Source organism: Empedobacter falsenii (genome assembly GCF_019308355.1).
Lineage (GTDB): Bacteria > Bacteroidota > Bacteroidia > Flavobacteriales > Weeksellaceae > Empedobacter > Empedobacter falsenii_B.
On record NZ_JAAGKM010000008.1, the window covers coordinates 73,186 to 98,405 of the forward strand.

Sequence of the window (25,220 nt, forward strand, 5' to 3'; positions counted from 1 at the left end):
GTAGTCTTTTTTTATTGATTAATTTTAAATTACATGACAATTTTTAAATGTAGAAGCAAAACCTTTGCTGTATCTTTGCAATTGTAAATAGAGAATAAATTGGAATTAAAAGAGCATTTAAGGCGTAATATCAAATTAGCATTTCCTGTAATGATTACTCAAATGGGGCAAATTTCTGTCAACATTATTGATAACATTATGGTTGGTGGTTTAGGTGGAAAATATGATAATATAGAAGATGAGGTTTTGGGGAAAACAGCTTTAGCAGCAGCTTCTTTAGGAAATTCATTATTTTTTGCGGTTTTAGTATTTGCTTTCGGATTTAGTTTTGCGTTGTCACCATTGATTGCGGCAGAAGATTCGAAAGGCGATAAAAAAATGGCTGCAAATTATTTTTCGCATAGTTTGGTCTTGAATATTACTCTATCAATCGGTTTATTCTTATTGATTACATTTCTGAAACCGCTAATGTTCTACATGGGACAACCCGCTGATGTAGTGGAAAAATGTATTCCATATCTAACGATTATGACATTTTCGATGATTCCATTGATGATTTTCCAAACTTTTCGTCAATTATCGGAAGGTTTATCATTAACGATTCCTGTTACAATTGCAACTGTTTTGAGTAACGTGATTAATATTACGTTAAACTATGGTTGGATTTACGGGAATTGGGGATTCCCACGTTTAGAAGTCGCTGGTGCAGCCTGGGGAACATTCGTTGCGCGTTTGGTGATGATGATTTTCTTAATTATTGTATTGTTTAATTTTAAGAAAACGAAATCAGTTTTGCAAGAAGTTCAATTTAAGGCAAGTAATTTTCAGAAAACTATTTTCAGAAAAATTGCTGGAATTGGAATTCCAACCGCCTTAACTTCTTTCTTTGAAATGAGTGCGTTCTCTCTGGCAGCCTTTGTTTGCGGTTATACATTTACAAACTCTATTGCAGATCAAGAATTAGCAAAAGTAAATTTAGCAGCTCATCAAATTGCGATAAATTTAGCTTCCACAACTTTTATGATGTGTACAGGAATTGGGGTTGCAGCAACGGTTCGTATTGGAAATCAATTAGGTTTAAAAGATTATAAAACCTTAAGAGAGGCAGGTTGGTCTTGTATTTTAATGGTTTTATCATTTATGATTTTGTGTGGAATTTTGTTTATTATTTTCCGTTATCAGTTACCAACAATTTATTTAGACAATCCAGATGTTATCAATTTAGCTGCATCCTTATTAATCATTGCTTCGCTTTTCCAAATGTCAGATGGCGTACAATTGGTATTACTAGGTGCTTTGAGAGGAATGACTGATGTTAAAATCCCTTCTATTCTAACGTTTATTTCATATTGGTTAATCGCGTGTAGTCTTAGCTATTGTATTTGAAATGCGAGCATTTGGGATGTGGATTGGTTTAGGAACTGGATTAACAGCTTCGGCAGTGTTTTTGATGATTCGTTACAATCGTCAAACGAAGAAAATGATTAGGGAAAATCCTAATGCAGAAATAATTTTAGAAGATAAATTAAAAAACATATAAAATGGAATTACCAAAATTTTTATTGGCTGATAACTCTACAATGCCAGACAAAATCTTTATTTTACATACAGATTATCCTCGATTTTTATTAGATGTAGAAACTGACGATATTGAATGGTTTGAAGATATTTCTGAAGAAGAAGATAACGAAGAATTTAATACTGAAATTGCTAATTTAATTGAAGACGCTTTAGATTTTTATGATCAAGAAATGTCTTTGTTAGATGATGAAGAATAAGTCTTAAATAAATAAAATTTCTGTGTTTTTATTGGTGTAAGATTTACACTAAAATAATTTTATATGCTTGCATTATAATTTTTTTATTAGTATTTTGCAACTAAGAAAATTATTCAAAACCATGGAAATAAAAAGATTATTTGATTTTCCGCAAAATCAATTAGAAAATAATCCTCGAGAAGATGCATTGGTGTCTAAAGTGAACGGAACTTGGGTGAAAACATCTACGCAAGAATACGTTGGCAAAGCAAATGCATTTAGTCGAGGATTATTACAATTAGGAATCAAGCCACAAGATAAAATTGCAATAGTCACTTCAACTAATCGTACCGAATGGAACATCTGTGATATCGGTATTCAGCAAGTTGGCGCGATTTCCGTTCCATTATATCCAACACTTTCGGAAGATGATTTTGATTATATCTTAAATAATGCTGAATGTAAATTTATCATTGTTTCTGATAAAGGTTTATACGATACGGTTGCGGCTGTAAAAGATAAAGTGTCAACATTGGTTGGGATTTATAGTTTTGATGAAATTGCTGGAGTTCCTAATTATAAAGAAATTTTAGATTTGGGTGAAGATAATTCAACACAACATGAAGTAGATAGTATCAAAGAGATGATAAAACCTTCTGATATGGCAACTTTGATTTATACTTCTGGAACAACAGGTCGTCCGAAAGGTGTTGTATTAACGCACGAAAATATCGTTTCTGATGTTTTAATGTCTGTTGATCGTATTCCAGATTTTCCAAATCATGCGATTGCGTTAAGTTTTCTTCCGATTAATCACGTTTTCGAACGTATGTTGATTTATTTGTATCAACATTTGAGTATTGGAATTTGGTATGCAGAAAGCATCGATAAATTAGGAGATAATATGAAAGAGGTCAAACCACATGTAATGACGGTTGTGCCTCGATTAGTTGAAAAGGTTTACGATAAAATTTACAATACAGGTGCTTCTGCAGGAGGTCTTAAAACGAAAATTTTTATGTGGGCTTTAAGCCTTGTTGAAGATTACGATCCTTATAATCCAAAAGGTGGATTATTTGGGTTGAAACATTCTATCGCGAAAAGTTTGGTTTTCAGTAAATGGAAAGAAGGAGTTGGAGGAAATTTAGTATGTATGGTGTCGGGATCTGCACCTTTAGCAGCACGTTTGAATCATATTTTCTGGGGTGCTGGAATTCCAATTTTAGAAGGTTATGGTTTGACAGAAACTTCTCCTGTAATTTCGGTGAATTGTATGAAGAAAGATGGTTTCGGAATCGGAACTGTTGGTGCTCCATTAAAAGGAATCGAGGTTAAAATTGCAGAAGATGGAGAGATTTTAGTCAAAGGTCCTAACGTTACACAAGGTTATTATAAAGATCCTGAAAAAACTGCTGAAGCATTCACACCAGATGGTTATTTCAAAACGGGTGATATTGGAGTTCTTGAAAGAGGTTTACTTAAAATTACTGATCGTAAAAAAGAGATGTTCAAAACTTCTGGAGGAAAATATATTGCACCTCAAATTATTGAAAATAAGTTTAAACAATCTCGTTTTATCGAGCAAGTAATGGTTGTTGGAGAAGGAGAGAAGATGCCTTGTGCGATTATTCAACCTAATTTTCAAGTGTTGAAAGATTATTTACGTATCAAAGGAATTGCTGAACCTGCAACGAAGGCAGATTTAATTAAAGAGCCTGCAATTTTAGATATTATAGGTCGTGAAATTGAAAAAATGAATAAAGGTTTAGGACATTGGGAACAAATCAAAAAGTTCAAATTAACGCCTGATGAATGGACAATTGATGATGGATTATTAACGCCAACATTAAAATTGAAACGTAAAAATGTGCTAGCTAAATATCAAGATTTATACAATAAATTATACGATAAAAAGTAAATAAAAAAGAAATTAAAAAATCCCTTCAAAGCATTTTGAAGGGATTTTTTAATTTTATAATAATCAAAGTTTTAATCTCGTCGTCCGCCCATTGCCATCATGACAAAATAAAGTAATTGTGCTAATGAACCAATCGCAGCGACTACATAAGTTCTTGCAGCCCATTTTAATGAATCTTTTGCACCTTCATATTCGTTTGGCATCACCATGTTGTTTCCTTTTAACCAAGCTAACGCACGGTTCGAAGCATCGTATTCAACTGGTAAAGTAACAAAAGCAAAAACAGTTGTTACTGCAAATAAGAAAATACCAATCCACAACAAAGTTGCATTTTTAGATGAAGCCATCACGATTAATCCTAACATCAAAATCCATTGATTTAAACGCGATGCTACGTTTACCATCGGAACCATTTTCGAGCGTAATTGCAACATATTATAACCAACTGCATGTTGTACTGCGTGACCACATTCGTGAGCTGCAACAGCCGCCGCTGCCGCATTTCGTTCGTGGTAAACAACTTCCGATAAGTTTACCGTTTTATCAGCAGGATTGTAATGATCTGTTAATTGTCCTGGGGTAGAGATAACACGTACATCGTGAATGTTGTTGTCAGAAAGCATTTTCTCAGCTATCTCTTTTCCTGACATTCCATTTGCCAAATGTACTTTCGAATAATACTTAAATTTACTTTGAAGTCGGTTGCTAACAAACCAACTAATCAACATAAACAGTCCAATAATAATGTAATAACCTGTCATCTATTTCTATTTTATTTTTTAATCAATTTTAATATTTATTCAAAATTCAAAAAGTATTCCAATTAAGTGAATAGAGACAAAAATAGCAGAAAAGTTGTTTTTTTGGCAGAGTTCTGTATTAAATCATATAAAAAATGAACAAAAACTGACATTTTGCTCAAAAATTTTTGAATTGAAATTACAAAACTTACTACATTTGCAAGCTATGAGTATTCGCATAAAAGAAGTACAATCAAAACACGATTTGGAAGCATTTATTAAGTTTCCGATGAATTTGTATAAGGATAATCAATATTACGTTCCACCCTTTATTAATGAGGAGAAGGAAACATTAGATGTTTCTAAAAATCCCGTTTTTAAAGATGCTGAAGCGCGTTATTTTCTTGCCGAAAAAGAGGGTAAGATTGTGGGACGTGTTGCGGCAATTATTAATTGGCAAGAAGTCAATAATCAACAAAAACGTAAAATGCGTTTCGGCTGGTTTGATATAATTGATGATATCGAAGTCACGAAAGTACTTTTGGCAAAAGTTGCGGAAATAGGTAAAGAAAATCAATTAGAATATATAGAGGGACCAGTTGGTTTTTCGAATTTGGAAAAGGCAGGTTTGCTAACTTTCGGATATGATAAATTGGCTACAATGGTTGGTTTATATAATTTTCCGTACTATGCGCAACACTTAGAATCATTAGGTTTTGAAACGGCTAATGAGTGGGTGGAATATGAATTAGCTGCACCAACAGAATTGCCAGAAAAGGTTATCAAATTCAATAAAATTATTCGTGAACGTTACAAATTACGAGAATTGAAGTTTACAAAAACTTCTGAAATTATTCCGTATGTAGACGAAATGTTCGATTTGTTAGATAAAACTTATAGCGAATTGGATACTTATGTGCCAATTGCGGATTACCAAATAGAATATTACAAAAAGAAATATATTCCGTTTATCAATCCAGATTTTGTGAACTGTATTGTTGATGAAGCCGGAAAAATGGTTTCGTTTGCAATTACGATGCCTTCTTACTCGAAAGCGATGCAAAAAGCGAAAGGTAAAATTTTTCCGTTTGGTTGGTGGCATTTGATGAAAGCAAGTAAAAATAATGATTCTGCTCAATTTTATTTGATTGGAATTGATCCGAAATTTCAAGGAAAGGGAGTTACAGCATTGATTTTTAATGCAATGTTTGATACGTTTAGAAACAACGGGATCAAATTTTTGGAAACAAACCCTGAATTAGCGGACAACGAAAGTATTCAAGTTTTATGGAAAGCATATAATCCTGTAAATCACAAACGTCGCAAAACTTTCAAGAAATCAATTTAATATAAATAATAATGTTGTATATTTTGGATTAAAATTCGTCAATTCGAGTGATTTTTAGAAAGATTATTTTTAAAAATTGTATCGAGAATTAAGATATATTTTATCTTCAAAAACCTTATTCTCGATACAAAATTCTAAACGAATTTCACTCGAATTGATGGTTTTATTTATTTTGATAATCAAAATTTATAACATAGAAATTATAAATGTATAACATAATAAATATGTTTGATATTCATCAATTAGAGAAAGAATATTCAACTTTCAGACAAGAAGGTTTTGATTCGAAATGGTTAAATTTTGAAGCTTTAAATCACTATTTTTCATTAAAATCAAGTCAAAAAGAGCAAATTGGAACATCTTTTTTAGGAAATGAGATTTATAAATTAAGTTTCGGGAATGGAGAAAAACGTTTATTGATTTGGTCTCAAATGCACGGAAACGAATCTTCTGGAACGCGTGCAATGTTTGATGTGATTAATTTTTTTGAACAAAAATCTGAATTAGCTCAAACCATTTTATCTCAATTGACAATTGATTTTATTCCGATGTTAAATCCTGATGGTGCAAATGTCAATACACGTAGAAATGCGGTTGGAATTGATATTAATCGTGACTTTTTAGCAAAAGAATCAACAGAAATTCATGTTTTGTTGAATCAAGTGGAGAAAGGAAATTATCAAACGTTATTCAATTTGCATGATCAGCGTACGATTTTCAATGTTGGACAAACAGCAAAACCTGCAACGCTTTCTTTTTTGGCGCCTTCTTACAATGTTGAAGAAGATGTAAACGAAGTTCGAGAAAAAACGATGGGAATTATTCAGGCAATGAATATTGAATTGCAAAAAGTAATTCCTGGTCATGTAGGTCGTTATACATCAGAGTTTTATCCGATGTCTACTGGGGATAATTTTACAAAAATGGATTATCCGTGCGTATTATTTGAAGCGGGACATTTTCCAAATGATTATCAACGTAATACAACAAGAAAATACAATGCATTGGCTATTTTAGCAGGATTGAATGCTTTAGCTACGCAAGATAACTTTCCGTTTGATGAATATTTAGCGATTCCTCAAAATGGACAAAAATATTTGGATGTTGTGATTCATAATGTTCAAATTCTGAATGGAGATAATTCTTCTATTGTTGATTTGGGAATTTATTTTGAAGATGAATACAACGAAGAAAATAATTCGGTAGAGCAAATCGCAAAAATTATTGAAATTGGTGATTTGCGAAAATTTATTGGTCATCTCGAAATTGATGCTGAAAAACAAGTTTATAAAGGAGCATCCAAAAATTATCCTTTATTGAATCAATTGGCGACTTTCGAAATTGGCTCAATTAAAGTTGAAAATGGGCAAATCATTTCATAATTATTTATACATTTAACCTATAAACTAAAAATACAATGAAAAAAATATTAGCAATTGCACTTGTTGCAATGTTGGGATTTTCTACGCAATCGTTTGCTCAAAATAAAGTGTTGAATCGTACGATTACAGCTGAAAATGGGAAGAAAATGTTGACGGGAGAATTCAATAGAAAAGCTTTGGAAGAAGAAGATTTTAAAGAATGGTATCACCACGAATATGACACTTACGAAGTTGAGAAAAGTAAATTGAAAGGTTTAAAAGATTTACGTAACTACCGTTTGGAAGTTTTTGTAGGAACTTGGTGTCCAGATTCTCGTCGTGAATTACCACGTTTGTACAAAATTTTAGATGATATTAAATTTCCTCAAAATCGTTTGAAAGTGATTGGTGTAAATCGTCAAAAGAAAAGTTTCAACGGAGAAGAAATCAATAAAAATGTGACTCACGTTCCGACAATTATCGTATATAATAATAAAAAAGAAGAAGTTGGTAGAATTGTAGAATCTCCAGTTTCGGGCTATCTAGAAGAAGATTTGGCACAGATTGTGAATGGTACGCCATTGACTCCAAATTATGCAAATGAATAATTTAAAGAAAATAATTCTTGTTGTTGTAGCCTTTATTTTTGGTGTGATGATAACGTATTTCATCATGGATAAATTCAAATCTGAAAGCTATACCGAACAATCTCATGTGATTGCGTATCAAATCGAACGAATGAATAAAATGATTGTTGCAGAACAAACCTATTCAGATTTATACAATCACACGTCAAAAAAATCGTTGCCAGGTTTAACTGATATTTTTTCTGCGGATAAAAAGGTGACACTTTTGGTGAAAGCCAAAGCACAAGCAACGTATGATTTAAAAAAAATGGATATTGAATTGGATTCGGTGAATAAAAAAATCATCATCAAATCTATTCCTCCAGTTGAAATCCAAGTATATCCAGATGTTAGTTTTTATGACATGGATCAAAGTGTTTTCAATAAATTTAGTAAAGATGATTTGAACGGAATTAAGAAACGTGCTGTGGAGCATGTAGAAAAAACCGTTGATCAAACCAAACTAAAACAAGAAGCACATCAACAATTAATTCAAAATCTTGGCGATTTGTATTTCCTTGCCAAAACCTACGGTTGGAAGATAGAGGATAAAACGAGTTACGCCAACGAATTGAATAAATTATACGATTAATAAATAATTAAAAACCTGTTCCGATAGAATAGGTTTTTTTTCGCTGAATAAAGAAATGAAGTGTTTCTTTCTTTAGAATTAAAATTGAAAATAGTATTTTCGCTTAATATTAAAAATAAAAATGAATTGGCGTAGATTTTTACTTCCATTTTCTGGTTTATATTGGATTGGAACTTCGGTTCGAAATCTGTTTTACAATATAGGAATGATGCGTTCATCATCATTCAAAATTCCAATTATTAATGTTGGAAATCTGTCTGTTGGCGGAACGGGAAAGTCACCTCATATTATGTATTTAATTGATTTGTTGAAAGACGAAAAATTAATTGCAACATTGAGTAGAGGATATGGACGAAAAACAAAAGGTTTTTTGATTGCAAATTATTCATCCAAAGTTTATGATATTGGAGACGAACCAATGCAGTTTTTTCAAAGTTTCAAGAACAGAATTTTGATTGCAGTTTGCGAAGATAGAGCTTTTGGTGCGCAAAAATTAATTGACCATTACAATGCAGATGCAATTTTGTTGGATGATGCGTATCAACATCGTGGAATAAAAGCTGGTTTCAATATTTTGTTGACTGATTACAATAATCCATATTACAAAGATTTTTTATTGCCAGCAGGTGATTTGAGAGAGAGTAGAAGTGGAGTTCGTCGTGCAGATATTATTATTGTAACGAAATGTCCAGACAGAATTTCGGAAGAAAAACACAAAGAAATTTCGAAAAAGATTAACTTAAAATCTCATCAGCAATTATTTTTTTCGAAAATTGTTTATGATAACAAATTGATTGGGAAATTGGATAATGTTGAGAAATCGACTTGGAAAAATCTGAATGTTATTTTAGTTACAGGAATTGCTAAAACAGATGGTTTGGTAAAATTTGCGGAAGAAAACTTTGCAAATGTCTTGCATTTAGAATATCCAGATCATCATAATTTTAGTCAATCAGAAATTGAGTATATTTACAAACGATACGAAGATACGGAAGGTAGAAAGCGTTTTGATAAAATTATCATGACAACAGAGAAAGATTATATGCGTTTGATGGAAGAATCCATGATAAAGGACGATTTATACTACATTCCGATTAGTATCGATATTAACGATAAAGAAAAATTTAATCAAACTATTTTAGAGTATGTTGGACAGAATTAATGAGGCTGTAAAGTACATCAATAATTTATTGCCAGATCAACCAGAATTTGTAATTGTGTTAGGGTCTGGATTAGGAAAATTAGAAGATGAAGTAGAAAATAAAGTTGTTATTAGCTACAAAGATATACCAAACTTTCCTCAAGTAACAGTAGAAGGGCACAAAGGTCATTTAGTATACGGAACTATTTTAGGTAAAAAAGTTTTGATGATGGCTGGTCGTTTCCATTATTATGAAGGATATTCGATGGAAGAAGTAACGTTCCCAATGCGTGTATTTAACGGATTAGGAATTAAGAAAGTTGTTTTATCGAATGCTTCTGGAGGTGTTAATCCAAATTTCCAAGTTGGAGATATTTTATTGGTAAAAGATCATATTAATATGATGCCAGAACATCCTTTACGCGGAAAAAATATTGACGAATTAGGACCTCGTTTTGTGGATATGTCTAAAGCATATGACAGAGAAATGTTGAATGAAGCTGCAGAATTTGCAAAAGCAAATGATATCCTGGTTCATCAAGGAGTTTATGTAGGATTACAAGGACCAACTTTCGAAACGCCATCTGAATACGGATTGGTTCGTTTTATTGGAGGAGATTGTGTTGGTATGAGTACAGTTCCTGAAGTTATTGTTGCTCGTCACATGGATATGCGCGTTTTTTGTTTATCTATTATTACAGATTTAGGTGGACCAGAAATTTCATTCGATGTTTCGCACGAAGATGTATTAAATGCAGCGAATACAGCAATGCCAAATGTAATTCGCGTGGTAAAAAGCGTAATCGAGAATTGTTAATTTTTGATATTACTTAGATAAATTAATAAGCCAACTGAAAAGTTGGTTTTTTTTTTATTTTAAAGTATTTATAAAAGCTACTATTTATTGAAAATCAAAATTTTATAAATATTGTTGAAAAAGAGTAGTAATTATTTTGTAACGGTTCTTATTGCTTAGTATTTCAATCTATTTCCGATAACTCTAATGCTAATATACAAAAATTAGGATATGATTTAAGTTATAATAATGTTTTTAAAAATCTAAAATATTAGTTTTTTTTACTTAAAAAATATTACAATTTATAATTAGCTCGTTTATAACGTTGTTTGCCGTTCCTCGTTTTACCATATTTTATTAATTTATTAGAACATACTTTTGTTTGATAAACAATGGTAAAAGTTGATTTTGTCATATCTTATTAAAGATAAATTATATTGAAGATTTTATATAGTTTCTCTAAATGGAATTTCTAGTTGAGTTCCGAATTTTTTTTGATTATTGGATAAATTAGAGATAGCAACACCTAATAGTCGAACTGGTTTTTCTAAGGAGTAACCTTCACTTAATAAATCATAACAAATAAGATCAAAAAGTTCTCTATTTTTAACTGGAAATGATGCTGATTTACTTTTTGTAGTTACCGAAAAATCATTGTGTTTTATTTTTACAGTAATTGTTCTTCCGTAAATTGATGTTTTTAAGGAAAAGTTCCAAACATCTTCCATTAGTGGAAATAAAGCGATTTGCATTTCTTCTAATGTTTCTAAATCTTTGCTAAAAGTTGTTTCTGAACCAGATGATTTTCGCAATCGAGTTGGGTTGACCTCTCTAAAATCTAATCCTCTAACAATATTGTAATAGTATTTACCAGATTTTCCGAATTCGCGTAAGAGTTTTTCTAATTCTAGGTTCTTCAAGTCCAAACCTGTATGAATACCCATCATTTGCATACGTTCGGCAGTTACTTTTCCAATTCCATGAAATTTTTTGATTGGTAATTGATCAATAAAACTTTCAGACATTTTAGGTGTAATAACATAAAGTCCATCAGGTTTGTTATAGTCCGAAGCAATTTTAGCTAAAAATTTATTGAACGAAACACCTGCTGAAGCAGTCAAATTTGTTCGTTCTTTTATTTTTTGTTTGATTTCGTTTGCTATATCCGTTGCAATTTCGATGTTTTTATGGTTAATTGTTACATCCAAAAAAGCTTCATCCAAAGATAAAGGTTCGACCAAATCAGTATATTCAAGAAATATTTCACGAATTTGATTCGAAACTTCTTTATAAACTTGAAATCGAGGTTTTACAAATATTAATTGCGGACATTTGCGCTTTGCAACAACAGAGGACATTGCAGAGCCAACTCCATATTTTCTAGCTTCGTAACTAGCGGTAGCAATCACACCTCGCTCTTCATTTCCGCCAACAGCAATGCATTTTCCTCTTAATTCGGGAAAATCTCGTTGTTCAACAGAAGCAAAAAAAGCGTCCATATCGATGTGAATAATCTTACGCTGCATTTTGCAAAATTACTCGCTTTATTTTAAATGATACTCCTGAATAAAGTTTTTTAAGTTTTTCTTATCGGCAACAATTGTCAAATAATCGCCCAATTCAATGGGTACATTTCGATCAGGATTGTGAATCATTTTTCCATCGCGCTCTATCGAAACCACAATTCCTTTTGCCGTATCTTTTACCCAACCGATCGATTTATGTTCCAAAACACAAAAATCATTCGGAATAACTACTTTATCTAACGTAAAATTATCTGTATTTTTAAGATCTGTATTTTCTGGAGGAGTTTCGCCAATAATTTGCAAATATTTCTCAAATCGTTGAATATGTTCATCCGTTCCAATGATTCCAATTTTATCGAAAGGATATAAAACAGATTCAGAATTTGGAGTCTGAATAATTCGATCGCCACGTTTGATATACGCAATATTTATCTGAAATTTTGTTCGCCAATCCAATTCTCCTAAAGGAACACCAATAAAATTGGCATTTTGAGGAACAATCATATCAGAAATATGCGTGTTATCCCAAGTATATTGAAATTTATCTTGTTTCTTTTTCTCTTCAATTTTTTTAGTTAGAATTTCACGTTCATTTAAATTATAGATAAATTTTGTTTGAATATAATTGTAAAATTGATTGAAATATTTCGAAAGAAAATACATAGTAATCAATAATCCAATAACCAAAATAATTGAGGCAATTGTGCTTGAAAAAAATTGGTTATAAATAAAAATTACAGCAACAACAACTAAAGTTAAACGTATAGAAATAATTGCAATAATTGGTGCACGATTGTAATTAGATTCATCCCAAAACTCTCGGATAATTTCTCTTTTTGGACGATTTCCAATAATTGCCCAAATAAATGGAATACACAATACAAATGTCAATGTAAGGCTGACCAAACTTGCGCCAAAATAGGTAAACCAATCGGTTAATAAGAATAAAACGTAGCTTTTTATGATTAATGTGATTGCGATAATGATTATTCCATTGATGAAAATTGTTGAAACCGTTTGTTTGATGATTTTATTCCATTTATTTTCGTTTTGAATATGTTGTGTATCAGATGAATAATTTTCAACACCTTGAATGAATTTTTGCGGAAGAATTTTTTCCAATAAAGTATAAACTTTGTCAGATGATTTTATTAAATAAGGTGTTGTAAATGTTGTAATTGCCGAAACACCAACTGCAACAGGAAATAAGAAGTCGCTTGTTACACCAAGAGAAAGTCCTAAACCAGCAACGATGAAAGCAAATTCACCAATTTGTGCCATGCTCATTCCTACTTGTACAGATTGTTTTAGCGGTTGTCCTGAAATTATAGCACCTAAAGTGGTAAAAATTAACTTTCCGAAAATCGTCAACAAGGTCACAATCAAAATTGCCCATTTGTGTTCGTACATCGAAACGGGATCAATCATCATTCCAATAGAAATAAAGAAAATTGTTGCGAATAGATTTTTTACAGATTGAAAATTATGTTCGATTTTTTCTGCATAAACAGTTTCAGCGAGAATAGAACCCATTACAAATGCACCTAATTCTATTGAAAAACCTACGCTATCAGCAATGTAAACCATTCCAAGACATAACCCAATTGAGATAATTAGTAAAGTTTCATCATCTAAATAATTCTTAATTGAACGTAGAAAAGTTGGAATAATAAAGATTCCTCCAATAAACCAAACCGCTAAAAAGAAACCTAATTTAACGAAAGAATTAATCATTTCTGCTCCGTTAAAATGCTGGCTAACAGCCATTGTAGAAAGCATAACCATCAATAAAATGACCACAATATCTTCTACAATTAAAATTCCGAAAACGACATTCGCGAATTTTTTTCGTTTTAAACCTAATTCATCAAACGCCCTAATAATAATGGTTGTAGAAGAACTGGCTAATAAACCGCCGAGGAAAATACTGTCCATTGTAGACCAATTCATAAATCGACCAACAAAATAACCAACGGTTACAATACAAATAATTTCGACAATTGCAGTGATGGAGGCAGAGCCACCAACATTGAGTAATTTTTTGAAACTAAATTCGAGACCAAGACTAAAAAGCAAAAATATAACACCAATTTTCGCCCAAATCTCCACATTATGTTCTTCTGCAACTGTGGGAATATATTCGAAATGCGGTCCAACCAAAAAACCAGCAATAATATAACCTAAAACAAGAGGTTGGTTGATACGTTTGAAAATAAGCGTCGTCACAGCGCCTACACATAGAATTAATCCAAGATCGGTAATAAGTTTTGGCAGGTGTTCTTCCATAAATTGCGTTTATTTTTTACTAATTTAATGTTTTTTAATGGATAAAATACTGCTTAATATTCGATTAAATTTTAATTTCTCATAATAAAAAACTCACTAATTTATCTGAATTAGTGAGTTTGTATTTAATAGTATGAATTTTTTATAATGATATTTTTGCTAAATAAGAATCTCCTTCGGTTTTTATTTTTGTACATTTTAGTTTATGATATTCGCACGCATTTTTTAACGTATCAAAATCCAAATACAACCATTGAATAGGTTCTTCTTGCTCGCCTTTATAATGAACCGTAAAATCTAATTCACCATAGTAATTTCCATTACTCGGAATCCATTTTCCACCATCTTCGTCTTCATCAAACATATAAATAATGTCGGTTCCATCAATCAAAACTTGACCATTCTCGGTTAATAAATTTTTGATTTTATCCAAGAAAACATTAATTAAAACTAAATTCTGAAAAATTCCAGTTCCGTTCATCAAAAATAGAATCGTATCAAATTTCTCAGCTTCATTGATTTCAAGGAAATTCTGAACTTTTGCATTTTTAATTCCTCTCAACAAACAAGCTTCAATCGCTTTTGGAGAAATATCAATCGCTAAAACATCTGAACTTTTTTCTTGCAAATAAAGTGAATGAGAACCTGCTCCACAACCAACATCCAATATTTTTCCTTTTGACAAATCAAGTGCTTTTTGCTCTAGAGGAGGCATGTCATCATACTCTCGAAAAAGATAATCAATTGGCATCACATCTAACTCTGAAATTGATGTTTCGGTATAGAGATCTTCGGGCGAATGATTGGTTTGATAATCTAAAATTGCCTGTCCGAAAAGGTCTTTCATGTTATTTTTATTTTTATTTTCTGATTAATACAGAAACTTTTATTTATTATTTTTTGCTAAAATTGCCTCAACAATTTGCTGTGCATGTACGCGCGAATTTTCAATAAACCAAATATTTGTCAACATACCACCACAAACAACGCCTGCCAAATATAAACCATCCACATTTGTTTCCATTGTTTCGGGATTGTAAGTTGGTGTTTTCAATTCATCATCACTGAAAGTTATTCCACAGTTCTCCAAAAAATTGAAATTTGGATGATAACCAGTTAAAGCTAAAACGGTATCATTTTCAATTGAAATATCACCTTCTGGTGTTTTGATATGAACTTGATTTTCGTCAATAGAAGTAATATTCGAGTTGAAATAAGCTTTGATACTTCCTTCTGCAATTCGATTTTCGATATCTGGACGAACCCAATATTTTAGTCGATGCGTAAAACCTTCTCCGCGAATCACCATTGTTACATTTGCACCTTTTCGATAACATTCTAAAGCTGCATCAACAGAAGAATTATTCGCTCCAACAACCACTACGTTCTGAAAAGAATAAGGGTGAGCTTCCTTGTAATAATGATGAACTTTTGGCAAATTTTCACCTTCAATATTCATTAAGTTTGGAATGTCATAAAAACCAGTTGCAAGGACTATATTGTTAGTTGAATAGTTATTTTTTGATGTTTTAACTTCGAAATGATTTGTTTCAACTTTATTAATCGTTTCAACTTCTTCGTATAGATTTAGATTGAATTTGAAATATTTATGAATGTTTCGATAATATTCTAACGCCTCTTGTCGACCAGGTTTTGTCTCAATACAATTGAACGGAATTTCTCCAATTTCTAATCGTTCGGCAGTCGAAAAAAATGTCATATACAAAGGATAGTTGTACAAACTATTTGTTAAAGCACCTTTTTCAATAATTAAATAAGAAAGATTGTTTCTTTTCGCTTCTATTGCACAAGCCAAACCAATTGGCCCAGCACCTACAATTATCAAATCATATTGTTCTTTCATCAAGCAAATTTACGGATAATCAGTTCGGTAATCTTTATGATTTTCTTCAATTTTTTTAAAAATAATGTTTAACTATTTGGATTAACGAAATATATTAATAATTTTGTTTGACAATTTTGTCAAAATAAAAAAGCCGCACAGATATGAAAGACGATACAGAAGAATTGATCAAAGAAACAGCGAAAAGAATGTTTTTTGGTGAAGGTAGATTTCATGCAACAACGCAAGAAATAGCTGATGAAGCGAAAGTGAATAGAACGTTGATTAATTATTATTTCAGATCGCGAAACAATTTAATTAGTATTATTTACGAAGAAGCTACGCGAGTAAGTAATGAAAAATCGCGTGCTATTTTTGATAGAAATCGTGATATCAAAGAAATGATTGGCGAATTTATAGAGGATTCTATTGCAACATCAATCAAGTATCCATATTTGGAAACTTACATCGTTACCGAAATGAATAAAAATAATACAATGTGTTCTAAGTTAATGAAAGATGATTTAGATGTAGTTGTAAATGTTTTTTACGAAAGATTAGAGGAAGAAATGGAAAAAGGAACGATTAAAAAGATGGAGCCACTTCAGTTTTTGTTAAACATGATTTCATTGGTTAATTATCCATTTACAATTCGTCCGCTACTTCAATTGGATTTGAAATTGAGCGACGAAGATTTCAAACGTATTCTTTCTGATCGAAAAGAAATTATTCTCAATACACTTTTTAATAATTAATATATCAATGAAAAGGTTAAAACAATTACTTTCTATAGCGATTGTAGCGTTGATGAGTTCTGCTAATGCCCAAGAAATTATTGCACTTAAAGATGCAGTAAATTTTGCATTAGAAAATAAAGCTGATGCTAAACGTGCGAATTTGGCTATCAAAAAAGCAGAATATAAAATTGATGAAGCTAGAGCAGGAGCTTTGCCACAGGTTAGTGCAAATGCAGGATTACAGTATAATCCAATTGTGCAAGAAACTGCACTGACAATGGGAGGGCAAACAACTATCATTAAAATGGGACAACCATGGAATTCGAGTTTGGGAGTTACGGTTAATCAAAATATTTTTGATCAGCGTGTTTTTACAGGACTTAAAGCAGCAAAATCTACACGTGAATTTTACCAAATTAATGCGGATTTAACAGATGAACAAATTATAGAGCGAGTAGCGAATGCGTATTATCAAGTTTTTATTCAAGAAGAGAAATTAAAAACAATTGATAAAAGTTACGAAAACACGAATAAAGTTCGCAATGTTATCAAAAGTTTAGTGGATAATGGATTGGCAAAGCCTATTGATTTAGACCGAATAGTTGTACAATTAAATAACATATCTTCATCTCGCCAACAATTGGTAAATGCAGTAGAAATTAACAAGAATGCATTGAAATTTTATATGGGTTATCCAATAGAACAGCCAATTACGTTGACAGAAGAAACAATCACACCGAATTTAGTTTTGTTAGAAGATCAAATTAATGTAGAAAATAGAACAGAATTTAAAGTATTGTCAAAACAAAAAGAATTGTTAGGTTTTGCAAAAGAAGCTGAACGTGCAAATCTTTATCCAACTGTTGGTTTGGCTGGTAATTATGGATTGCAAGGTTTTGGTGAAAAATTTATTACTTCAAAAACTTATACATGGTCAGATTTAGCTTCGATTGGCTTGAGTGTAAAAGTTCCGATTTTTTCTGGAGGAGCTACAAAAGCAAAAATAAATCAAGCTGAAATTGATTTGTTGGATATCGAAGAACAAATGAATGACACAAAACTTGGTTTGAGTTTGGAATATCAAAATGCAAAAGCGCAAATAGAAAATGCGTTAAAAAGTGTCGATATTCAAGAAGAAAATGTATCGTTGGCAGAAAAAGTACTTGCAAATACACAAAATAATTACCAACAAGGTTTAGCTAATTTGACAGAAATTTTAGACGCTGAAAATGCGTTGACAGATGCTAGAAATAATTACTCAAATGCTTTGTTAGAATATAAAATTGCCGAAATCGCATTAATCAAAGCAAAAGGAGATTTAAAAATATTAATTCAATAATAGAACCGATTTATGAAATCAGTAAAAACTTTACTTTATATATTAATTGCTGCTGGCTTGATTGGTGGAGCAGTTTACATCATCAAAAATAACAAAGCGAAGCAAGAAGAGGAAGTTGCGATTGTAAATGCTAGTAACGATGAGGTTGTGGTAAATACAATTAAAGCAAAATACGAAAGCTTAAATACAGATTATACGTCAAACGGAACGTTTGCGCCATTTCAGGAAATGAGTTTTCCTTCAGAAATTTCAGGAAGAATTGTTCGTGTATTGGTAGATGAAGGTAGTTATGTTTCTGTTGGACAAACATTGGCGACGATTAAAAAAGATGCAATTGAGGTTGATGTAACTCAAGCACAAAATAATCTTCAAAATGCGATTATAGATAATCAACGTTACGAAAATGCGTACAAAACTGGAGGAGTAACAAAGCAACAATTGGATAATTCGCGTTTGCAATTAAAAAATGCAAGAGCAGCGGTTTCTGCACAAAATTTACGTGTTCGTGATACCAATGTAAAAGCAACTATTTCTGGTGTGATTAACAAGCGTTACATAGAGCCAGGATCTGTAGTAGCACCGGGTTCGCAAATGTTTGATATTGTTAATGTGTCAAAACTAAAATTACAAGTTACAGTAACAGAAGCTGAAGTTGTGAATTTGAAAGTGGGACAAACAATCAAAGTATTGGCGAGTGTTTTTCCTGATCAAGAATTTGCAGGAAAAATTTCTTTTATTGCGCCTAAAGCAGATGCTTCATTAAACTTTCCAGTAGAAATTCAAGTTTCGAATAATTCTGGTTTAAAAGCTGGTATGTACGGAACGGCAGTTTTCTCGACAAAAGATGATGTAAATGCAGGGAAAAATGTATTGGTTGTTCCAGCGAATGCTTTTGTTAACGGAATTAGTTCTGGACAAGTTTTCGTGGTTGAAAATAATACAGCGAAATTAACGAAAGTTGTGATTGGGAAAACGGTTGGAACTGAAGTTGAAATTATTAGTGGAATTAAAGATGGAGCTGAAATCGTGACAAGTGGTCAGATTAATCTGAAAGATGGAACGAAAGTGAAAGTTGTAAAATAAGAGTAGTTTTTCCATGAAAATAGCAGAAATATCAATTAAACGTCCCACAATGATTATCGTGTTATTCACGATTTTAACATTAGGAGGATTGTTTAGTTATACGCAAATGGGATACGAATTAATCCCAAAATTTGAAACGAATGTTGTTACGATTTCAACGGTTTATCCTGGAGCTTCTCCAAACGAAGTTGAAAATTCTGTAACCAAAAAGATAGAGGATGCGGTTGCAGCCTTAGAAAATGTAAAGAAAGTAGAATCGAAATCTTATGAAAGTTTATCAGTTGTAATGGTGACGTTGAATTCTGATGCAAATGCAGATTTAGCGTTGAATGATGCGCAACGTAAGATTAATGCCATTGAGAAAGATTTACCTGATGATGTAGATCCGCCTTCTTTGACGAAATTCTCGTTAAGTGATTTACCAATTATTACAGCTGGTGTAACGTCTGATAAGTTGACAGAAAAAGATTTGTATGATTTGTTAGATAAAAAAATAGAACCAGTTTTATCGCGTGTGACAGGTGTTGCGCAAGTAAATTTGATTGGAGGACAAGAACGTGAAATTCAGGTAAGTTTAGATCCTGTGAAATTGAAAGGTTATGGATTATCTGTGCCTCAAGTTCAGCAAGCAATCTTAACTTCGAATTTAGATTTCCCAACAGGAAGTGTAAAAACACGTGAAAACTCTACAATTATTCGTCTTTCTGGAAAATATAAATCAGTTGATGAATTAAATAATTTGGTAATTTCTTCGAATAATGGAATTCAAGTTCGTTTATCGGAAGTTGCTTTTGTGCAAGATTCTCAGAAAGAAGTAGAAAAAATTGCACGTGTTAATCAGAGTTCTGCGATTATTGTTCAGGTTGTAAAACAATCAGATGCAAATGCGGTGGCTGTTTCTGAATTGATGAAAGAAACCATCAAAAAAGTTGAAACAGATTATAAGAAAGAAGGACTTAAAATTCAGATTGTAAATGATACGTCTGATTTTACATTGGCTGCGGCAGATCACGTTATTTTCGATTTAGTTTTAGCAGTTGTTTTAGTTGCAATTGTAATGCTTTTGTTTTTACATAGTATTCGTAATGCTTTTATTGTAATGGTTTCTATTCCAGCATCGTTAATTGCGACTTTTATCGGAATGTACTTAATGGGGTATACCTTAAACTTGATGTCGTTACTTGGTTTATCGCTTGTTGTAGGGATTTTAGTGGATGATGCTATCGTTGTTTTAGAGAATATTTACCGTCACATGGAGATGGGAAAATCGAAAATTAGAGCATCATACGATGGGGCAAAAGAAATTGGATTTACAGTAACAGCTATTACGTTGGTAATTGTCGTGGTATTCTTACCAATTGCAATGAGTACAGGTTTGGTGGCGAATATTATTGCACAGTTTTGTGTGACAGTCGTTATCGCAACCTTACTATCCTTATTGTCGTCATTTACAATTGTTCCTTGGTTGTCTTCTCGTTTCGGGAAATTAGAACATATCACAGGGAAAAATATTTTTGAGAAATTTATTCTTTGGTTCGAAAAACAATTAATGAAATTTACCCACTTCATTTCTGATATGTTAGAATGGTGTTTAAAATCTACCGTTCGTAGAATTGGAGTTTTTATTGGGGTATTTATCGTTTTATTTGCAGTTATTGGAGTTTTAATGGGAGGAAAATATATTGGTGGTGAATTCTTCCCTAAAACAGATAAAGGTGAATTCTTAGTTCAAATAGAGTTACCAAAAGATGCAACAATAGAGGAATCAAATTTTATGACGCAAAAAGCAGAAAAATTTTTACGTGGTAAAAAAGAAGTTGTTGATATGATTACAACTGTTGGTCAAAGTTCTGAAGGATTTGGAGCAGCACAAGCAACAGCTTATAAAGCAGAAATAGACGTTATTTTAAATGATAAATCAGAGCGTGAAGACAATTCATTTATTTATGCGGCAAAAGTAAAACGCGATTTAGAAAAAGAATTAGTTGGTGCTAAGGTTAAAACTGTTCCAGTTGGTTTAATTGGAGCGGAACAAGCGCCAATAGCGTTGGTTGTGACAGGTCCAAATTTAGAAAGCGCCATGAAATTTGCTGAATTAGCAAAACACGAATTAGAGCAAATTAAGGGTTCTTCGGAAGTGAAATTAACGACAGAAGCCGGAAATCCTGAAATTAATGTGCAAGTTGACCGTGATAAAATGGCTGCTTTAGGATTGAATTTACAAACAGTTGGTTTGACGATGCAAACTGCTTTCTCTGGAAATACAGATGGTAAATTTAGAGCGGGTGAATACGAATATGATATTAATATTCAGTACAATGATTTTAATCGTTCGAATATCGATGATGTTCGTAGTTTGATATTTATGAATGATAAAGGACAACAAATTCGTTTGGATCAATTTGCAACGGTTACACAAAGTTCTGGACCAAGTTTCTTAGAGCGTCGTGATAAAACACCTTCTGTAACTGTGCAAGCGCAATCTGTTGGTCGTACAACGGGTGATATTGTGACTGATTTCAAAAATAGTTTACAAAAAATTGATAGTAAAAAACCAACCGGTGTATCGTATGTTTGGGGTGGAGATGAAGAAAATCAATCCGAAGGTTTTGGTACATTAGGTTACGCATTATTAGCAGCAATTATTTTAGTTTATTTGGTGATGGTTGCTTTGTATGATTCGTTTATTTATCCTTTCGTGGTTTTGTTTTCTATTCCATTATCATTAATTGGAGTCTTTGTGGTTTTAGCTTTAACTAATAATTCGTTGAATATCTTCACGATTCTCGGAATGATTATGTTGATTGGTTTGGTGTGCAAAAATGCCATTTTATTAGTCGATTTTACAAACCATAGAAAAGAAGCAGGAGAAACAACACACAATGCTTTGGTACAAGCCAATCATGCACGTCTTCGTCCAATTTTGATGACAACTATCGCCATGGTTTTTGGTATGATTCCGATTGCTTTGGCAGAAGGAGCAGGAGCAGAGATGAACAACGGTTTGGCATGGGTTATTATCGGTGGATTAGTTTCCTCATTATTCCTAACCTTAATTATTGTTCCTGTGGTTTATTCATTATTCGATAGTGCAATTCGTCGATTCTCAAAAGGAGAAAAAGTAGATTATGAAGCAGAAATGGTTGCAGATTATGAAGCGCGACAAATAAAAGAAGAATGGGAAGAGTAATCTTTCGTTTTTAGATATTTAATCAAACCCGTTCAGTTTTTATTATTTTAATTGATACATAAAAAAATCCTTGTCAAAGTTCTAAACCTTGACAAGGATTTTTATTTAGTTGAAACTCGTTATTTTGTTAATGCGATGTGCTTGTTGCAGAACTCTAAAATAGACTAATTTTTCGTATTTTGTTGTATGCAAGGACGAAAAGAATTTACTCCACAACTTTTTTATGAATTAAGTTTAGATCGGTTAGTACCGTTTGATAACTTTTATCGCCAAGTAAATCAAGTATTAGATTTACATTTTCTGTATAGATCCACTCAAAAATATTACGGTACTCAAGGTCAAGAAAGTATAGATCCTGTGGTGTTTTTTAAAATATTGTTAGTGGGTTATTTGAATAATATCAATAGCGACAGAGCATTGATTCGTTATTGTAGTAATTGCTTGGATGTTCGTTTATTTTTAGGTTATGATTTAAATGAAGAGTTGCCTTGGCATTCAACAATTAGCCGAACAAGAGCGTTTTTTGGCCAAGAAGTTTTCTTGCAATTATTTCAGTTAGTTTTAAAACTGTGTGTTAACAAAGGCATGGTTTCAGGTAAACGTCAGGCGGTAGACTCTGCCTTTATCAAAGCAAACGCAAGTATGGATTCTCTGGTTGAAAAAGAGGTTCTAAACGATGCTTTTGCTTTTGTGAATGAGTTTGAAGAAAATTCAGAATTCAAATCATGCAGTGAGCCTAGTCGAATTGTAACATCAACTCGAAAGAAGTTGGTAGAACAACATCATAATTGGAAAAAGGAAGCGTTTAAAGGAATGCCGGGACATGTGAAAACGCTTCAAAAAAATGAAGATGGTGAAGATATTCGTCCAAAGTTTTTAAGTAATCATACCCATTATAGCCCAACAGATCCTGATGCGAAAATCTCGACCAAACCAGGTAAACCACGCCAACTGAACTATGCTGGACAATTAGCTGTTGATGATAAACACCACGTGATTACAGGAGCTTGTGCTAGTACAGCTGGTAGTAAAGACAGTGCTATCTTTGCAGAAATTATGGATCAAACGATTGAAAATTTTAAACGAAACGAGATTCAAATAGGAGAAGTTTTAGCTGATGCGGGCTATAGTAGCGGTGCTAATTTACAATATTGTGAAAATCATAATTTAGACGCTTGGATTCCCAACTTTGGACAGTATAAGCCCGAACGAGAAGGCTTTATTTTTAATAAAGAAGAGAATCGATACGAATGTATTAAAGAAGGCGGAAATAAAGCTTTTTTACCATTTAAACGAACTTTAATTGATAGTAAAGGTTACGAAAAGAAAAGTTATAGAAGCTCTGAACATGACTGCGGTAAATGCATCTTAAGAGCCGAGTGTTGTGGAAAGGTAACCAAGTTTAAAAAGCTGGAAGAAAGTATTCATAAACCACTTTACGATAAAATGCACGAAAAACTCACCCAAAACAAAGCCTATCATCGCAGGTTAGTTAAACGCCGAAGTGCAACAGTAGAACCAGTTTTAGGAACGTTGATTAACTTCTTTAACCTAAAACGAATCAACAGCAGAGGAATGTCTAAAGCCAATAAACATGTACTAATGTCAAGTTTATCTTACAACTTGAAGAAATATCTACGCTTTACAGTCAAAAAATCAAGTGTTTTAGCCCAAGTTATTTATTTAAAACAAGGGAAGAACTACGCTTCTACAAAATCACTCCTTCACTCCTTAAAAAGAGAGTTTTTAAGCAAGCCTAATTTTACATTAATATATTTTTCTAAAAATAAACCTCGCTTAAAAAGGCTTAAACGAGGTCATATATTCTGTTTTTTACTGTAAATTGGAGTTGTGCAACAGTTACCAATGTTGAACTAAACCTCCAGTAGCTTTCGCTGCGATGATTTCGTACCTTAGTATATTAATATTAAACAATTGATACTATGGTAACTAAAAAAAATCTCCGGAGGAATTAAGAGCGAACAAATACATTAATCGCGCTTGTAGTGAAATTACGGGTTTTTCTGAACTTCTGCAACGTTTTCAGCGAAATATTTCCATTTTAGGCAGAAGCCAGCGTACTTTCGAGAATTATTCTCGGCATGTGGCGGCAATGGCGTTGCATTTTGGAATTCTTCCTACGGAATTACATCCCGAGCAGGTTAAAGATTACTTATTTGAACTGCAGCAACGTTCTTTAAGTCCTTCGCAATCATACTTTAAACATACGGTTTACGGACTTCGATTTCTTTTAAAAACAGAGAATCTTCCTTACGATTATCTTCATTTACCATCGATTCCAAAAGAGAAAAAGCTTCCTGTTGTTTTAAGTCGAGAAGAGATTTGGAAGATGCTTCAAAGTGCAGAACTGCTAAAACATCGTGTTTTAATTGGCTTGATTTACGGCTGTGGTTTACGCTGTATGGAAGTTCGGAACATAGAATTAAAGCATTTAGATTTCGATCGAAAACAACTTCATATCGTTCAAAGTAAAGGAAAAAAAGATCGATATGTTCCTTTATCTGATCATTTGATACGGGGAATAAAAAGATATATTTCAGCCGAACATCCCACTACTTTTTTATTTACAGGAAACACGAAAGATGCCAAGGGTTTTGATTCTCGTTACAGTCAACGCGGTGTTCAATGGGCAGTTCAATCTATCAGTAAAAAAGCAGGTATTTTAAAAGATGTGCACACGCATACTTTGCGCCATAGCTATGCCACGCATTTATTAGAAGATGGCGTAAATATCCTTCAAGTTCAGAAATTGATGGGGCATGAACGGGTGGAGACCACTATGGAATATTTACATGTTTGCCAATTGGAGCAACAAAAAGTACACAGTCCACTTGATACCGTTTTTGCTTTATGCAGCCGCAGTGGGAAGTAGCCCATGTATTGCAAAAAGTAGATTTATCCAACCAAAACTTTACC

At 32.4% G+C, this 25,220-nt stretch carries 21 protein-coding genes; 16 read left to right on the top strand and 5 right to left on the bottom strand.

Annotated elements, in window-relative coordinates:
- Positions 1 to 99: 99 nt before the first annotated feature.
- The 4 genes from G0Q09_RS05555 to G0Q09_RS05565 all read left to right on the top strand — a co-directional run bounded on the left by G0Q09_RS05555 (position 100) and on the right by G0Q09_RS05565 (position 3,675).
- A complete protein-coding gene (locus G0Q09_RS05555) occupies positions 100 to 1,386 on the top strand; it encodes an MATE family efflux transporter (RefSeq protein WP_257468075.1) in 1,287 nt (428 codons plus the stop codon).
- A 1-nt stretch (position 1,387) separates the two neighbouring features.
- Complete coding sequence (locus tag G0Q09_RS14970; RefSeq protein ID WP_257468076.1) at positions 1,388 to 1,540, top strand: hypothetical protein; 153 nt, start codon at positions 1,388 to 1,390, stop codon at positions 1,538 to 1,540.
- Position 1,541: 1 nt separating this feature from the next.
- Positions 1,542 to 1,778 carry a DUF8828 family protein gene (locus G0Q09_RS05560; protein WP_038336082.1) on the top strand — a complete coding sequence of 79 codons (237 nt, stop codon included), beginning with the start codon at positions 1,542 to 1,544 and terminating at the stop codon, positions 1,776 to 1,778.
- Positions 1,779 to 1,899: 121 nt separating this feature from the next.
- Positions 1,900 to 3,675, top strand: a complete 1,776-nt coding sequence (locus G0Q09_RS05565; protein WP_219034217.1) for an AMP-dependent synthetase/ligase — start codon at positions 1,900 to 1,902, stop codon at positions 3,673 to 3,675.
- A 71-nt stretch (positions 3,676 to 3,746) separates the two neighbouring features.
- On the opposite strand, the gene G0Q09_RS05570 is transcribed toward G0Q09_RS05565, so the two are convergent.
- The gene (locus tag G0Q09_RS05570) at positions 3,747 to 4,436 is read right to left on the bottom strand and encodes a zinc metallopeptidase (RefSeq protein ID WP_115001061.1); all 690 of its coding nucleotides are present in this window, start codon (positions 4,434 to 4,436) and stop codon (positions 3,747 to 3,749) included.
- 205 nt (positions 4,437 to 4,641) lie between these two features.
- On the opposite strand from G0Q09_RS05570, the gene G0Q09_RS05575 reads away from it, so the two are divergent.
- From G0Q09_RS05575 to G0Q09_RS05600, 6 genes are all read left to right on the top strand, one after another.
- Positions 4,642 to 5,763, top strand: coding sequence for a GNAT family N-acetyltransferase (locus G0Q09_RS05575; protein WP_219034228.1), 1,122 nt, complete (start codon positions 4,642 to 4,644; stop codon positions 5,761 to 5,763).
- A 206-nt stretch (positions 5,764 to 5,969) separates the two neighbouring features.
- Complete coding sequence (locus tag G0Q09_RS05580) at positions 5,970 to 7,145, top strand: M14 family zinc carboxypeptidase (protein WP_257468077.1); 1,176 nt, start codon at positions 5,970 to 5,972, stop codon at positions 7,143 to 7,145.
- A gap of 35 nt (positions 7,146 to 7,180) precedes the next feature.
- Positions 7,181 to 7,732, top strand: coding sequence for a TlpA family protein disulfide reductase (locus G0Q09_RS05585; protein ID WP_219034218.1), 552 nt, complete (start codon positions 7,181 to 7,183; stop codon positions 7,730 to 7,732).
- The gene (locus tag G0Q09_RS05590) at positions 7,725 to 8,342 is read left to right on the top strand and encodes a DUF4230 domain-containing protein (RefSeq protein ID WP_052217853.1); all 618 of its coding nucleotides are present in this window, start codon (positions 7,725 to 7,727) and stop codon (positions 8,340 to 8,342) included. The genes G0Q09_RS05585 and G0Q09_RS05590 overlap by 8 nt, the downstream gene beginning before the upstream one ends.
- A gap of 121 nt (positions 8,343 to 8,463) precedes the next feature.
- Positions 8,464 to 9,504, top strand: coding sequence for a tetraacyldisaccharide 4'-kinase (gene lpxK / locus G0Q09_RS05595; protein ID WP_219034219.1), 1,041 nt, complete (start codon positions 8,464 to 8,466; stop codon positions 9,502 to 9,504).
- Positions 9,488 to 10,300 (top strand): purine-nucleoside phosphorylase, encoded by an 813-nt coding sequence (locus tag G0Q09_RS05600; RefSeq protein WP_115001055.1) that lies wholly within the window; start codon positions 9,488 to 9,490, stop codon positions 10,298 to 10,300. Before lpxK ends, G0Q09_RS05600 begins: the two co-directional genes overlap by 17 nt.
- A 425-nt stretch (positions 10,301 to 10,725) precedes the next feature.
- Here the strand turns inward: G0Q09_RS05600 and dinB are convergent, their stop codons facing one another.
- The 4 genes from dinB to G0Q09_RS05620 form a co-directional block, all read right to left on the bottom strand.
- The gene (gene dinB / locus G0Q09_RS05605) at positions 10,726 to 11,805 is read right to left on the bottom strand and encodes a DNA polymerase IV (protein WP_219034220.1); all 1,080 of its coding nucleotides are present in this window, start codon (positions 11,803 to 11,805) and stop codon (positions 10,726 to 10,728) included.
- A gap of 18 nt (positions 11,806 to 11,823) precedes the next feature.
- On the bottom strand, positions 11,824 to 14,091 hold the full coding sequence (locus tag G0Q09_RS05610) for a cation:proton antiporter domain-containing protein (protein ID WP_219034221.1): 2,268 nt from the start codon (positions 14,089 to 14,091) through the stop codon (positions 11,824 to 11,826).
- Positions 14,092 to 14,233: 142 nt separating this feature from the next.
- Positions 14,234 to 14,938 (bottom strand): class I SAM-dependent methyltransferase, encoded by a 705-nt coding sequence (locus G0Q09_RS05615; protein ID WP_219034222.1) that lies wholly within the window; start codon positions 14,936 to 14,938, stop codon positions 14,234 to 14,236.
- Between the two features lie 39 nt (positions 14,939 to 14,977).
- The gene (locus G0Q09_RS05620; protein WP_180904757.1) at positions 14,978 to 15,955 is read right to left on the bottom strand and encodes a YpdA family putative bacillithiol disulfide reductase; all 978 of its coding nucleotides are present in this window, start codon (positions 15,953 to 15,955) and stop codon (positions 14,978 to 14,980) included.
- A gap of 143 nt (positions 15,956 to 16,098) precedes the next feature.
- On the opposite strand from G0Q09_RS05620, the gene G0Q09_RS05625 reads away from it, so the two are divergent.
- The 6 genes from G0Q09_RS05625 (at position 16,099) to G0Q09_RS05650 (ending at position 25,176) form a co-directional block, all read left to right on the top strand.
- On the top strand, positions 16,099 to 16,689 hold the full coding sequence (locus G0Q09_RS05625; protein WP_219034223.1) for a TetR/AcrR family transcriptional regulator: 591 nt from the start codon (positions 16,099 to 16,101) through the stop codon (positions 16,687 to 16,689).
- A 7-nt stretch (positions 16,690 to 16,696) separates the two neighbouring features.
- Positions 16,697 to 18,010 carry a TolC family protein gene (locus G0Q09_RS05630; protein ID WP_219034224.1) on the top strand — a complete coding sequence of 438 codons (1,314 nt, stop codon included), beginning with the start codon at positions 16,697 to 16,699 and terminating at the stop codon, positions 18,008 to 18,010.
- A gap of 12 nt (positions 18,011 to 18,022) precedes the next feature.
- Positions 18,023 to 19,093, top strand: a complete 1,071-nt coding sequence (locus tag G0Q09_RS05635; protein ID WP_219034225.1) for an efflux RND transporter periplasmic adaptor subunit — start codon at positions 18,023 to 18,025, stop codon at positions 19,091 to 19,093.
- Positions 19,094 to 19,106: 13 nt separating this feature from the next.
- A complete protein-coding gene (locus G0Q09_RS05640; protein ID WP_219034226.1) occupies positions 19,107 to 22,283 on the top strand; it encodes an efflux RND transporter permease subunit in 3,177 nt (1,058 codons plus the stop codon).
- Positions 22,284 to 22,469: 186 nt separating this feature from the next.
- Positions 22,470 to 24,125, top strand: coding sequence for an IS1182 family transposase (locus G0Q09_RS05645; protein ID WP_219034227.1), 1,656 nt, complete (start codon positions 22,470 to 22,472; stop codon positions 24,123 to 24,125).
- A 148-nt stretch (positions 24,126 to 24,273) separates the two neighbouring features.
- A complete protein-coding gene (locus G0Q09_RS05650; RefSeq protein WP_114999197.1) occupies positions 24,274 to 25,176 on the top strand; it encodes a tyrosine-type recombinase/integrase in 903 nt (300 codons plus the stop codon).
- The last annotated feature ends 44 nt before the right edge of the window (positions 25,177 to 25,220 follow it).